Below are 13292 nucleotides of genomic sequence, written 5' to 3' on the forward strand. Positions count from 1 at the left end.
TGCAAAGGGCCTCTTCGCGGGCATGCCCGCTCCCACAGGGAGGCTGTTGCCCTCAGCCTTTGTGCGGTCCCTGTGGGAGCGGGCGCGCCCGCGAAGCAGGCGGCGCGGTCTTAAAGCTGGTCGAAGTCGAGCACCACCTTGTCGCTTACCGGGTAGGTCTGGCACGACAGCACATACCCGGCTGCCACTTCGTAGTCTTCCAAGGCATGGTTGCTGTCCATTTCCACTTCCCCCTCGATCACCCGGCATTTGCAGGTCGAGCACACGCCGGCCTTGCACGAGTAGGGCAGTTCCGCACCGATGGCATTGCCAGCGTCCAGCACGTTCTGGGTGTTGCGTGGCAGGTCGAAGGTGAGGGCACGGCCGTCGCTGATCACGGTGATGTGGCTGAGCGCGGAATCCACCTGGCGCGCGGCCTCACGGGCTTCGCGGCGGGCTTCGCTGCCGGCGGCGGCGAACAGCTCGAAATGAATGCGCTCCTTGCCCAGGCCATTGGCCTGCAGGCTGTCACGCACGGTTTCGGTCATCGCCTGGGGGCCGCAGATGAAGGCGGCGTCCAGGCCTGGCACATCCAGCCAACGGGAGAACAGCTGGCCGCACTTGTCCGCATCGATGCGACCGTTGTACAGGTCGACATCCTGCTGCTCGCGGCTGAACACGAAAATCAGGTTCAGCCGGTCGAGGTAGCGGTTTTTCAGGTCTTCGAGCTTGTCGCGGAACAGCGCGCCAGAGCTGGAGCGGTTGCCGTACAGCAAGGTGAAGCGGCTGTGCGGCTCACTGTCCAGGGTGGTGCCAATAATCGACAGGATTGGGGTAATGCCGCTACCAGCGGCCACGCCCAGGTAATTGCCCTGGCGGGCAGCGTCCAGCGGCACGAAGAAGCTGCCCGCTGGCGGCATCACCTCCAGTTGCTGGCCGGCCTTGAGCACTTCATTGGCAAACGCCGAGAAACGCCCGCCTGGCACGCGCTTGACGGCCACGCGCAGCTCGCCGTCCTGCACGGCGCTGCAGATAGAGTAAGAGCGGCGGACCTCTTCGTTGTCCAGCTGCGTGCGCATGACCAGGTACTGGCCCTGGGTAAAGCGGAACTGCGCCTGCAGGTGCTCGGGCACGTCGAAGGCAATCGAAACCGCATCACGGGTTTCGTTGCGCACTTGCTTGATGGTCAGGCTGTGAAACTGGCTCATGGCGTTCTCCACGGCTCAAATGCATTTGAAATAGTCGAACGGCTCCAGGCACTCGCGGCAGCGGTACAGCGCCTTGCAAGCGGTGGAGCCGAACTGGCTGAGCAATTCGGTATGGGCGCTGCCGCACTGCGGGCAGCACACCTGGGGTGTTTCACCTAGCAGGCTGCGCTTGCTGGCGCTGCCTTGCGGCGGAGCGATGCCGTAGAGGCGCAGGCGCTCGCGGCCCAGCTCGCTGATCCAGTCGGTGCTCCAGGCCGGGGTCAACCGGCGCTCAAGATCCGGTGCGGGGAAGCCCGCCTGCTCCAGCGCCTGGCGGATATCACCCTCGATCACCTCGGTGGCCGGGCAGCCGGAGTAGGTCGGCGTGACCACCAGGTGCAGGTGGCCGGCGCGCCAGTCGAGGTCGCGGACTATTCCCAGGTCGACCACGCTGACCACAGGCACTTCCGGGTCCATGACCTGGGCAAGGACCTCCCAGGCCCGGGCCAGGTCGTCGCCGCGTGGCGGCCGCGCGCCACGGTCGCCGGCAATCAGCTCACCAGGTTGCATCGGGGTAAGCCCTTGGCAGGAACTGCATCTCGGCCAGCAGCAGGCCCAGGTGCTCGGTGTGCAGGCCTTTGCGACTGTCCAGGTAGAAGTGGCTGGCAGCCTTGGGCAGCGGCAGCTCGACCGAAGCGAAAGTCTCGCTCACCTGTTTGAGCCACGCGGCACCCACAGTTGCCGGGGCAGCGGCAATACCCGCTTCGGCCAACCGCACCTCGTTGTCGCTGGCGGCCGTCAGTTCGACGGTGAAGCGCCACAGTGCCGGAATGGCGGCGAGCATGCGTTGGCGGCTTTCTTCTGTACCGCCCCCCATACGCTGTACCCACTCGCTGGAACGGCGCAGGTGGTAGGTGACTTCCTTGAGTGCCTTGGCGGCGATACCGGCGATACGCTCGTCGCGGGACCCGACCAGGCCCTGTAGCACGGCGAAGTGCCAGGCGTCGTAGAGGAACTGCTTGGTCATGGTCACGGCGAAATCACCGTTGGGTTGCTCGACCAGCAGCAGGTTGCGGTAGGCGCGCTCGTCTCGGCGGAAGGCCAGGGCGTCGGCGTCGCGACCGTCGTCAAGCAGTTCGGCTGCGTATTCCAGCCAGTTGCGGGCCTGGCCGACCAGGTCGAGGCCAACGTTCATCAGGGCCAGCTCTTCTTCGATGGCAGGGGCGTGGCCACACCATTCGCAGAGGCGCTGGCCTTGGACCAGGGCACTGTCGCCGAGCAGCAACAGATAAGGGATCAGGGCTTCGTTGTGCATGGCCAACCTCACATGTGTCCGACTTCATCGGGCAGCTCGTAGAAGCTGGCATGGCGGTAGACCTTGTCGTCCGAAGGAGCGAACAGCGGGTCTTTCTCGTCGGGGGAGGAGGCGGTGATCAGCGCCGAAGGCACTACCCACAGGCTGACGCCCTCGCTGCGGCGGGTGTACAGCTCGCGGGCATTTTCGATGGCCATGGCGGCGTCGGCGGCGTGCACGCTGCCGACATGCTTGTGGTTAAGGCCGTGCTTGCTGCGCACGAACACTTCGTAGAGGGTCCAGACAGACATTTTCGATCTCCGCATCAATCGCCGCTCAGGCGGCGTTCTTGTTCTGTTGCTTGCGCGCGTAGGCCACGGCGGCCTCGCGTACCCAGGCGCCGTCCTCGATGGCCTTGCGGCGGGTGGCGACACGTTCCTGATTGCACGGGCCGTTGCCCTTGATCACTTCGTAGAACTCGTCCCACTGGATTTCGCCGAAGTCGTAGTGACCGCGCTCGGCGTTCCACTTCAGTTCAGGGTCGGGGGCGGTGCAGCCGAGCAGTTCGAGCTGCGGCACGGTCTGGTCGATGAAACGCTGGCGCAGTTCATCGTTGGTCTGGCGCTTGATCTTCCAGGCCATGGACTGTGCGCTGTTCGGGGAGTGTTCGTCGCTGGGGCCGAACATCATCAGCGATGGCCACCACAGGCGATTGATCGCGTCCTGGACCATCTCGCGCTGGGCCTGTGTGCCGTGACGCATCATGGTCAGGAGGATTTCGTAGCCCTGGCGCTGGTGAAAGCTCTCTTCCTTGCAGATACGGACCATTGCGCGGGAGTAGGGGCCATAGGAGGTGCGCTGCAGCACCACCTGGTTGACGATTGCGGCGCCATCCACCAGCCAGCCCACTGCGCCCATGTCGGCCCAGCTGAGGGTGGGGTAGTTGAAGATGCTCGAATACTTCGCCTTGCCGCTGTGCAGCTTGGCGATCTCCTCGTCGCGGTCGGCGCCCAGGGTCTCCATGGCGCTGTACAGGTACAGGCCGTGGCCGGCCTCGTCCTGGATCTTTGCCATCAGTTGCAGCTTGCGCTTGAGGCTAGGCGCGCGGGTGACCCAGTTGCCTTCGGGCAGCATGCCGACGATTTCCGAGTGGGCGTGCTGGGAAATCTGCCGGATCAAGGTCTGGCGGTAGGCCTCGGGCATCCAGTTCTTGGCTTCGATCTTGATTTCGGCGTCGATCTTTTCCTGGAAGTTGCGCTCCTCGGGGGACATTTCTTCCAGCGACTTGACGCGCTTGACTCCGGTTTCCACTAGCTGTGCGTACATGTGCTGCGACTCCTGCTAAGGCATGAGTCATTTGTAAGCGATACAAAACACAACGTCAAACAGTTTTAGGTGTATCACATAAGATTTGTGTATCGCTTTTCGACCTCTTCGCAGGTAAACCCGCTGCCACAGGGGTTGCGCGGGACCTGCAAGCGCGCATAAAACGCAAAAAAAAGCCCCGGACTATGCCGGGGCCGAAGAGGCAGCCGAATGAATCAGCTGGCCAACCGTTTGTCGTACACGTGGCACGCCTTGCCCTCGGAACGCTTGAGCGTGCCGCAAGGCTGCAGGTGCACCTGGGTGCTGATGCCGATGTAGGTCTTGATCTGTTTGCTCAGCTCCCCGATAACCAGCTTGCGCTGGCCTTCATCGAGGTGCTGGCACTCCGCACGCAACTCAACATGCACCTCTACGCTGTCCAGGTTGCCATTGCGATACAAATGAATCTCATACATCTCGGAAAGCTGTTTTATTTTTAATACCTGTTCCTCGATCTGGGTCGGGAACACGTTGACGCCGCGAATGATCAGCATGTCGTCACTGCGCCCGGTAATCTTGCCGATCCGCCGCATCGGCCTGGCGGTGCCGGGCAGCAGGCGGGTGAGGTCACGGGTGCGGTAGCGCACCATCGGAAGCGCCTCTTTGCTTAGCGAGGTGAACACCAGTTCGCCCAGCTGACCGTCTGGCAATACTTCGCCGGTGACCGGGTCGATGATTTCGGGGTAGAAGTGGTCTTCCCATATGGTCGGGCCGTCCTTGGTTTCGATGCATTCCATGGCCACCCCGGGGCCCATGATTTCCGACAAACCATAGATGTCGAGGGCATTGATGCCCAGGCGCTGCTCGATCGAGCGACGTAGTTCATCGGTCCAAGGTTCGGCACCGAAAATGCCCAGGCGTAGCTTGAGGTCATGCGGGTCGATGCCCTGGCGCTCGATCTCGTCGGCCAGGTTGAGCATGTAGGACGGTGTGACCATGATGATGTCGGGCTGAAAGTCGCGGATCAGCTGCACCTGCTTCTCGGTCTGGCCACCCGACATCGGGATTACCGTACAGCCCAGGCGCTCGGCGCCGTAGTGCGCACCAAGCCCGCCAGTGAAAAGCCCATAGCCGTAGGAAACATGCACTTTGTCACCCTTTCGCCCGCCGGCCGCACGGATCGAGCGCGCCACGACGTTCGCCCAGGTGTTGATGTCATTCTGGGTGTAACCGACCACCGTCGGCTTGCCGGTGGTGCCGCTGGAAGCATGCAGGCGCACCACCTCTTCCTGGGGGACGGCGAACATCCCGTAGGGGTAGTTGTCGCGCAGGTCGTTCTTGCCGGTGAAGGGGAACTTCGCCAGGTCTTCCAGGCACGTGAGGTCGTCGGGGTGGGCGCCGCATTCGGCAAAGCGCTGGCGGTACAGCGGCACATTGTCGTAGGCGTGCTTCAGGCTCCAGCGCAGGCGCTCCAGCTGGTGCTGGCGCAGGGCGTCGACACTGGCGGTTTCCATCGGGTCCAACAGGGCACGGTCGGCATCATGGTACATGTTCATGGCTTCACTCGAATTGTTCTTGTACGCCGCGCGCCAGCGGTTGCAAGCCACGCGGTGAGTGTCATGAGCGCAGCATATACGGCTGCGTTCGGTTCGGTAACAGGCTGATGGTCTGATCCGCTCAGAGGCGCTCGATGACCATGGCTATGCCTTGGCCAACCCCGATGCACATGGTGCAAAGGGCATAGCGCCCGGCGGTTGCTTCCAGCTCGTGGAGGGCGGTTGTAACCAGCCGCGCACCACTCATGCCCAGCGGATGGCCGAGGGCGATGGCTCCGCCGTTGCGGTTGACCCGGGGGTCGTCGTCGGCCAGGCCCAGCTCGCGCAACACTGCCAAACCCTGGGCGGCGAACGCTTCGTTGAGTTCGATGACGTCCAGGTCGGCCAACGACAATCCCGTAAGCTCAAGCACCTTCCGGGTTGCGGGTACCGGGCCGATGCCCATCAGCCGCGGCTCAACCCCGGCCACCGCCATGCCGACGATACGGCCGCGGGCTTTCAGGCCATGGCGCCGGGCAGCGGCGCTGCTGGCCAGCAGCAGGGCACAGGCGCCGTCGTTGACGCCGGAGGCATTGCCGGCGGTGACGCTACCGCCCTCACGGAATGGCGTGCCGAGGCGGGCCAGTTGTTCCAGCGTCGTGTCGCCGCGCGGATGCTCGTCGTGCTCCACCCGTTTGGCCGGTCCTTTACGCTGCGGGATCTCGACCGGTACGATTTCTTGCGCCAGCCGGCCGCAGGCCTGAGCTGCAGCCGCCTTGTGCTGGCTGCGCAGGGCGAAGGCATCCTGATCGACGCGGGAAATGCCAAACTGTTCAGCCACGTTCTCGGCGGTTTCCGGCATCGAATCGGTGCCGTAGGCAGCCTTCATCAGTGGGTTGACGAAGCGCCAACCGATGGTGGTGTCGAACAACTCCGCTGCGCGGCCGAACGCCTGCTCCGACTTACCCATCACGAAGGGCGCACGCGACATCGACTCTACGCCGCCAGCCAGCATCAGCCCGGCTTCACCGCAGCGCAGGGCGCGGGCCGCGTTGCCGATGGCGTCCAGGCCCGAACCACACAGTCGGTTGATCGTGGTCCCGGGCACTTCCATCGGCAGCCCGGCCAGCAGGCTGGCCATGTGCGCCACGTTGCGATTGTCTTCGCCGGCCTGGTTGGCACAGCCGAGGATCACGTCGTCGATCGCTTTCCAGTCAAGCTCGGGGTGGCGCTGGATCAAGGCCTTCAGTGGGATGGCGGCGAGGTCGTCGGCACGTACGCCGCTCAAGGCCCCGGCATAGCGGCCGATGGGGGTGCGCACGGCGTCGATGATCAAGGCATCGGCGAGGGTGGGTTCAGTCATGTTGTGTCTCCTGCGCCAGCACGGTGCCGCGCACTTTGTAGGATTTGCCATGGAACATCGCCACCAGCTCACCGCGCTGGTTGTGGATGCGCACGTCGTACAGGCCGGTGCGGCCTTTGCGGCTGACCTCGCTGGCGTCGGCGGTGAGCACGTCATCGCGCAACGCCGGGGCCAGGTAGTCAATGCTGCAGCCCAGCGCCACGGTGGCCTGGTCATAGCTGTTACAGGCAAAAGCAAACGCCGAGTCGGCCAGGGCGAAGAGGAACCCGCCATGGCACGTGCCGTGGCCCTGGATCATGTCGGCGCGTACCGTCATACGCAGGCTTGCCCGGCCCGGGCCGGCATCCAGCAGGCTGATGCCCAGGCCCTGAGTGGCCGGGTCGCGGGCATACATGGCGTCGGCACAGGCGTGTGCCAGTTCGAGTTCAGTCATGCAGGGTGCCTCCTTTGGCCTCGCAGCGACGTAACAACAGGGAAGGGCGGTAGCGGCTCTCGCCATAGCTGCGCTGCAGGTTGTCGAGCACGCGCAGGGTGTGGGCAATACCGATGTTCGTCGCCCAGGCCAGCGGGCCGCAGGGGTAATTGACACCGGCGCGCATGGCCAGGTCGATGTCGGCGGCGCTGCCGACGCCCTGCAGCACTGCATCGGCGGCCTCGTTGGCGAGCATTGCCACGGTGCGCAGTACCACCAGGCCGGGCAGGTCGGCGACCGCAGTGACCTTGAGGCCGGCCCGCTGCAGCAGGGCCACCGCCTGGTCGCGGGCGCTTTCGGTGGTATTGCCCGACCAGCTGATGGCAATCCGCGAGGCAGTGCTGTAGTCCAGCGCGAGATCGAGCAGCACCAGGTTGCGCAGCCCATCTTCACGGGCGCGCTGGCTGGCGAGGCGGCCATCGGACAATGCCAGGGTGGCATCACCGACCTGGATCACGCCGCTACCGGCACGCTGGGTCACGACGATGTCGTTCTGGCGCAGGCGTTCGACCAGTGGCTGAAGTACACCCAGTTGCCCCTCGATAACGCAGGCTTCGGCCATGGTGGAGCTGTGCAATTCGACCGGTGCAGGGCGCTCGGCGCCTTCGGCGTAGCTATAGAAGCCTTGCCCAGTCTTGCGGCCGAGGCGGCCGGCATCCACCAGCTCTTTTTGCACCAGTGAAGGCTGGAAGCGGAAGTCCCCATAGAACGCATCGAACACTGAGCACGTAACGGCGTAGTTGACGTCGTGGCCGATCAGGTCGGTAAGCTCGAACGCCCCCATGCGGAAACCACCCGCATCGCGAAGCAGCGCATCAAGGCTGGCGCAGTCCGCTGCTCCTTCCTGTAGCAGGCGCAGGCTCTCGGCATAGAAAGGCCGTGCCACACGGTTGACGATAAAGCCCGGTGTCGAGCGCGTGTGCACCGGCTGTTTGCCCCAAGCCTGGGCGGTGTCGTAGATACACGCGGCCACGGCCGGTTCGGTTGCCAGGCCTGACACCACCTCGACCAGCGCCATCAGCGGTGCCGGGTTGAAGAAGTGCATGCCCACCACCTGCTGCGGGCGTGCAAGGCCTGCAGCCAGGCTGGTAATGGACAGCGACGAAGTGTTGCTGGCAATGATGCAATCAGCCGTGCACAGGGCTTCTAGCTGGCTGAAGAGCGCCTGCTTGACCTGCAGGTTCTCGACGATGGCTTCGATCACCAGGCCGGCATCAGCCAATGCTTCGAGCGTGTCGACCGGGCATAGCCGAAGGCTGATCATTTCGCGCTCTACGGCCTGCAGCTTGCCTTTTTCCACGAGCCGGGCGAGTTGCCGGTCTATACCGGCCACTGCCTGGGCGGCAGCCCCCGGGCGGTTGTCGTAAAGCTTTACCGGGTGACCGGCCTGGGCGGCGACCTGGGCGATGCCGGCGCCCATGGCACCGGCACCGATCACCGCTACTTGCGCTGTGCTTGCGAGTGCGCCCATGTTCAGCGCCCCTTGAATGCGGGTGTGCGCTTGTTCATGAAGGCGCTCACGCCTTCACGGTAGTCCTCGCTGCGCCCGGCCAAGCGTTGCAGGTCGCGCTCGAGTTCCAGTTGTTCATCGAAGCCGTTGTCGAAACTGGCATTGAGGCTGCGCTTGATCAGCGCAAGGCCATAGGTGGGCTGGCTGGCGAGCTGGCGAGCGAGGGTGAGGGCTTCGTCGCGCAGTGCGGTATCGTCCACCACGCGGTGGATCAGCCCCCATTGCTGAGCCTGTTCGGCACCAAGCCGCTCGCCCAGCATGGCCAGTGCTTTAGCCCGCGCCATGCCGACCAGGCGCGGCAGCAACCAGGTACCACCAGAGTCCGGCACCAGGCCGATCTTGCAAAATGCCTGAATGAAGCTGGCCGATCGCCCGGCCAGCACCAGGTCGCAGGCCAGTGGGATGTTGGCACCGGCGCCGGCGGCCACACCATTTACCGCACAGATCACCGGCAGCGGCAGGTCGCGCAGGGTGCGCACCAACGGGTTGTAGAACTTGTCGATCGATTCGCCCAGGTCTGGCACCTCGGCGTCTGGGGCGACGTTACGGTCGGACAGGTCCTGGCCGGCGCAAAAGCCGCGGCCCTCAGCCGTCAGCAACAGCACCCGTGCATCACTGCTCTGGCGAACTTGCTTGAGGGCTTCGCGCACTTCAAGGTGCATGGCGGCGTTGAAGCTGTTCAGCTGCTCGGGGCGGTTCAAGGAGAGGAAGGCCACGCCGTCCTCGATGGAAAACAGGATGTGCTGGAAAGTCATGACAGACTCGCTCCGTCAGTCGAGGGGTAAATGATCAGCGGCCTTGGAAGCGCGCCGGGCGCTTTTCCTGAAAGGCCTGAATGCCTTCGTCACGGTCGGCGGTGCCGGCCAGCAGGGTGAATGCATGGCGTTCGAAGCGCAGGCCACTGGCCAGGTCGGTATCACCGGCCTTGAGCAGCGCCTCTTTTGCCAGGCGCACTGCCAGCGGCGCCTTGGCGGCGATGTTGCGGGCGATCTGCATGGCGCGTTCTACGGTGAATTCGGGCTGGGTTATTTCGCTGACCAGGCCGGCTTGCTGGGCGTGACGGGCGGTGATGGCTTCGCCGGTCAGCACCATCTGCATGGCCAGCGGCTTGCCCACGGCACGCAACAGGCGCTGTGTGCCGCCAGCACCGGGGATGATGCCGAGGTTGATCTCCGGCTGGCCGAAGCGGGCGTCGCTGCCGGCGATGACGATGTCGGCACACATCGCCAATTCGCAACCGCCACCCAGGGCGTAGCCGTTGACCGCAGCAATCAGCGGCTTGGCAAAGGCGGCGATGCGTTGCCAGTGGGCTACTCGAGGGTCGTTGAGGATGCCGACCAGGTCGCGCTCGGCCATTTCGCGGATGTCAGCGCCTGCGGCGAACGCCTTGCGGCTGCCGGTGAGCACAACAACGCCTATCTGGTCATCCCGGGCGGCTGCGTCGAGCGCAGTGGCCAGCTCTGCCAGTAACTCGGTACACAGGGCATTCAGTGCCTCGGGCCGTTGCAGGATAATGAGCTGAACGCCCTTTTCCGGCGCCTGCACGTCGAGATATCGCGGCATGTCGGGTTCCTCTGGCTGCACGCACGGCACATCGTGGGCCGGCATTTCTTGGAATTGTTTGCAGGGGCGTGACGATGGATCACGACCAGGTGGGGTGAGTATATGCATTACGTGATACGGAAATGCAACATAGAAAATTGTTTCGTGTATCTCGTTGTGCCAACGATAGTGTTGCTGTCGTGCGGTGCAAATGCCGTATTCAGCGCTGATAATGGCGAAATTGCTGATTTTTTTGCTAGGTTTGCAGGGGGATGTTAGCCACAAGAAAGCGATACACGACTACGCTGATTGACGACGAAATATTTTTTGATACAAGATCGGGTGCCATTTCAAATCATTTCTGGAGCTTTCATGCCTTGCTATCGACTGGACGGCTTGACGCCTGTGGTTCACCCCACAGCCTACGTGCACCCAAGCGCAGTACTGATTGGCGACGTCATCGTCGGCCCACGTTGCTACATAGGGCCCTTGGCATCGCTCAGGGGCGATTTCGGCCGCATCGTGCTGGAAGAGGGCGCCAACTTGCAGGACACCTGTGTAATGCATGGTTTTCCGGGTGGCGACACGGTGGTCGAACGAAACGGGCATGTTGGTCATGGCGCGGTGTTGCACGGCTGCAAAGTGGGCGAGGACGCCTTGATCGGCATGAACGCAGTGGTGATGGATGGCGCCCATGTCGCACCACGCTGCATCGTCGCGGCGACGGCGTTCGTCAAAGCCGGATTCGCATGTGAAGCGCAGAGCCTGGTGATGGGGTCGCCGGCCCAGGTCAAACGTCCCTTGAGCGAACAGGAGTTGGCCTGGAAGCAGCGCGGTACTGCGGAGTATCAGCACCTGGCGCAGCGCTGCATGAACAGCATGGTCGAATGCCCGCCATTGGCCGAAGCCGAACCAGGGCGCCCGCGCATGGAAGATACCGGTGTACGGCCCAAAGGCCAGGCTTCGGCATGAGCCTGGTAGCGTCACGCAATGGTCAGGCGGCCCGCCGCACAGGTATAGTCGGTGCTTTATCCGCGCACAGTTCGCCCATGAGCAATCTTGCCCCACTGAACAACCTGATCACTCGCTTTCAGGAGCAGACGCCAATCCGCGCCAGCTCACTGATCATCACCTTGTACGGCGATGCCATCGAGCCCCATGGGGGGACCGTCTGGCTGGGTAGCCTGATCAACCTGCTGGAGCCGATCGGCATCAACGAACGACTGATCCGCACATCGATCTTTCGCCTCACCAAAGAGGGTTGGCTCACCGCTGAAAAAGTTGGCCGACGCAGTTACTACAGCCTGACGGGCACTGGCCGCCGCCGTTTCGAAAAAGCCTTCAAACGTGTCTACAGCCCGAGCCAACCGGCCTGGGATGGCGCCTGGACGCTGGTGTTGCTGTCGCAGCTTGAGGCCGGCAAGCGCAAGGCCTTGCGTGAAGAGCTGGAATGGCAGGGGTTTGGCGTGATGGCGCCGAACCTGCTTGGCTGCCCACGGGCAGACCGCGCTGATCTGACCGCAACCTTGCGTGACCTGGAAGCCAGCGACGACAGTATCGTCTTCGAAACCCACACCCAGGAAGTGCTCGCGTCCAAGGCCATGCGCGCCCAGGTGCGGGAGAGCTGGCGTATCGATGAGCTGGGGCAGCAGTACAGCGAGTTCATCCAGCTGTTCAGGCCGCTGTGGCAGAGCCTGAAAGAGCAGCAACTGCTCGATGCGCAAGATTGTTTCCTGGCGCGCACCCTGCTGATTCACGAGTACCGCCGCCTGCTGTTGCGCGACCCGCAACTGCCAGACGAGCTGCTGCCAGGGGATTGGGAGGGAAGGGCCGCGCGACAGTTGTGCCGCAACCTGTATCGGCTGGTGTTTGCCAAGGCAGAGGAGTGGCTGAATGCGGCGCTGGAGACGGCCGACGGGCCTTTGCCGGATGTGAACGAGGGCTTCTACCAGCGCTTTGGCGGGCTGGCCTGAACAAAAATGCTACACCCTGCAGGTCGGTGATGGCGAAGGTTCTCAGCCCGGCGGAGGCAGGGCTTCAGGGTGTCGAGCATGATGCTTTCAGGGAGTGCTTGCGTTCACCGTCAAGGCCGCCTTGCTCGAACGCCATCAATGCTGGCATGTCGAGTATTTCCACCAGCCTGCCGTGCAGGCTGACGACGTCTTGCGCACGCAAGCGGGCGACCGATCGGCATACGGTCTCCAGGCGCAGGCCCAGGTAGGATGCTATGTCCTCGCGCGACATGCGTAACATGAAGCCATGGGCGGAGTAGCCACGGTTGACGAAGCGCCGGGACAGCCCGATCAGAAAACTGGCCAGGCGCTGTTCGGCGGTGAGGTTGCACAACATCAGCACGCGCTCGTGTTCACGTACGATCTCCCGGCTCATCAAGCGGTTCAGGCTTTGCTGCAAGGCCGGAAAGTCGCGCGCCAGCGCTTGCAGGCGACGATAGGGGACCGGGCAGACTTCGCTATCTTCCAGGGCGATCGCGTCGCAGACATGGTGATCGGTAGCGATGGCATCCAGCCCGAGCACGTCGCCCGGCATCCAGAAGTTGATCACGACACCCTGGCCCTCGACGCTGTTGAGGCTGGTCTTGAAACTGCCGCAGCGCACGGCATAGAGCATGGTCAAGGGATCATTGGCATTGAACAGCGCCGTGCCTTTGCGGATGCGCATGCGTGGCCCGATCAGCGAGCCCAGGCAGTTATTGTCGTGCAGGGGCAAACCGGTGGGCAGGCACAAGCCGCTGACCCGACAATCGCGGCACAGCGTCGCCAGCGGTTTCAGGTGAACCGGAGGCGAAGCAGGCTGTTCGAGCAGCGTGACTTTCAGTTGGCCAGACATGTTCAGGCCTCCTTCGCACATCGGAAATCAGCCCGAGTCTGCGCAACTGGGCGCGGTGACCAGTCCAAGAGCATGCATGGGCAAGAAAACTGCGGAACGATGCAAACAAAGGGGTCCCTGCATCCAGTGCGCGAGGGCCAGGGGGTGATCGCCACTTTTTCGACGAACACCGCTGCTTTCATTAGGGCCATGGCACGCCTCCGGGGCTGGAAATTGTTGTTGATATGCGCGTAGCGTGCGCCCGGCAATCGGCGATAC

14 protein-coding genes are annotated in these 13292 nt (G+C 63.4%); 2 read left to right on the forward strand and 12 right to left on the reverse strand.

Annotated elements, in window-relative coordinates; all coding sequences use genetic code 11:
- Window positions 1-110 precede the first annotated feature (110 nt).
- The 11 genes from paaE to paaF form a co-directional block, all read right to left on the reverse strand.
- Entirely contained in the window at window positions 111-1187 is a 1077-nt protein-coding gene (gene paaE / locus PP4_RS13145) for a 1,2-phenylacetyl-CoA epoxidase subunit PaaE (RefSeq protein WP_016499672.1), read from the reverse strand.
- A gap of 15 nt (window positions 1188-1202) precedes the next feature.
- A complete protein-coding gene (paaD, locus tag PP4_RS13150; protein ID WP_016499673.1) occupies window positions 1203-1736 on the reverse strand; it encodes a 1,2-phenylacetyl-CoA epoxidase subunit PaaD in 534 nt (177 codons plus the stop codon).
- The gene (paaC, locus tag PP4_RS13155) at window positions 1723-2481 is read right to left on the reverse strand and encodes a 1,2-phenylacetyl-CoA epoxidase subunit PaaC (protein WP_016499674.1); all 759 of its coding nucleotides are present in this window, start codon (window positions 2479-2481) and stop codon (window positions 1723-1725) included. The genes paaD and paaC overlap by 14 nt, the downstream gene beginning before the upstream one ends.
- A gap of 8 nt (window positions 2482-2489) precedes the next feature.
- On the reverse strand, window positions 2490-2771 hold the full coding sequence (gene paaB / locus PP4_RS13160) for a 1,2-phenylacetyl-CoA epoxidase subunit PaaB (RefSeq protein WP_004374528.1): 282 nt from the start codon (window positions 2769-2771) through the stop codon (window positions 2490-2492).
- Window positions 2772-2796: 25 nt separating this feature from the next.
- Window positions 2797-3786 carry a 1,2-phenylacetyl-CoA epoxidase subunit PaaA gene (gene paaA, locus PP4_RS13165; protein WP_016499675.1) on the reverse strand — a complete coding sequence of 330 codons (990 nt, stop codon included), beginning with the start codon at window positions 3784-3786 and terminating at the stop codon, window positions 2797-2799.
- Window positions 3787-4001: 215 nt separating this feature from the next.
- Window positions 4002-5321: a phenylacetate--CoA ligase PaaK gene (paaK, locus tag PP4_RS13170; RefSeq protein WP_016499676.1), complete on the reverse strand. Its 1320-nt coding sequence runs from the start codon at window positions 5319-5321 to the stop codon at window positions 4002-4004.
- A gap of 121 nt (window positions 5322-5442) precedes the next feature.
- Window positions 5443-6663, reverse strand: coding sequence for a 3-oxoadipyl-CoA thiolase (gene pcaF / locus PP4_RS13175; protein WP_016499677.1), 1221 nt, complete (start codon window positions 6661-6663; stop codon window positions 5443-5445).
- Window positions 6656-7096, reverse strand: coding sequence for a hydroxyphenylacetyl-CoA thioesterase PaaI (gene paaI, locus PP4_RS13180; RefSeq protein WP_016499678.1), 441 nt, complete (start codon window positions 7094-7096; stop codon window positions 6656-6658). Before paaI ends, pcaF begins: the two co-directional genes overlap by 8 nt.
- A complete protein-coding gene (gene paaH, locus PP4_RS13185; protein WP_016499679.1) occupies window positions 7089-8606 on the reverse strand; it encodes a 3-hydroxyacyl-CoA dehydrogenase PaaH in 1518 nt (505 codons plus the stop codon). The genes paaI and paaH overlap by 8 nt, the downstream gene beginning before the upstream one ends.
- Before the next feature lie 2 nt (window positions 8607-8608).
- Complete coding sequence (gene paaG, locus PP4_RS13190) at window positions 8609-9400, reverse strand: 2-(1,2-epoxy-1,2-dihydrophenyl)acetyl-CoA isomerase PaaG (RefSeq protein WP_016499680.1); 792 nt, start codon at window positions 9398-9400, stop codon at window positions 8609-8611.
- Between the two features lie 34 nt (window positions 9401-9434).
- The gene (paaF, locus tag PP4_RS13195; RefSeq protein ID WP_041168025.1) at window positions 9435-10208 is read right to left on the reverse strand and encodes a 2,3-dehydroadipyl-CoA hydratase PaaF; all 774 of its coding nucleotides are present in this window, start codon (window positions 10206-10208) and stop codon (window positions 9435-9437) included.
- A gap of 351 nt (window positions 10209-10559) precedes the next feature.
- On the opposite strand from paaF, the gene paaY reads away from it, so the two are divergent.
- Window positions 10560-11159 (forward strand): phenylacetic acid degradation protein PaaY, encoded by a 600-nt coding sequence (gene paaY / locus PP4_RS13200; RefSeq protein ID WP_016499682.1) that lies wholly within the window; start codon window positions 10560-10562, stop codon window positions 11157-11159.
- A gap of 77 nt (window positions 11160-11236) precedes the next feature.
- A complete protein-coding gene (paaX, locus tag PP4_RS13205; RefSeq protein WP_016499683.1) occupies window positions 11237-12160 on the forward strand; it encodes a phenylacetic acid degradation operon negative regulatory protein PaaX in 924 nt (307 codons plus the stop codon).
- Window positions 12161-12224: 64 nt separating this feature from the next.
- Here the strand turns inward: paaX and PP4_RS13210 are convergent, their stop codons facing one another.
- Entirely contained in the window at window positions 12225-13034 is an 810-nt protein-coding gene (locus PP4_RS13210) for a helix-turn-helix domain-containing protein (RefSeq protein WP_016499684.1), read from the reverse strand.
- Window positions 13035-13292: the final 258 nt, after the last annotated feature.

It is taken from the genome of Pseudomonas putida NBRC 14164, from assembly GCF_000412675.1.
GTDB classification, from domain to species: domain Bacteria; phylum Pseudomonadota; class Gammaproteobacteria; order Pseudomonadales; family Pseudomonadaceae; genus Aquipseudomonas; species Aquipseudomonas putida.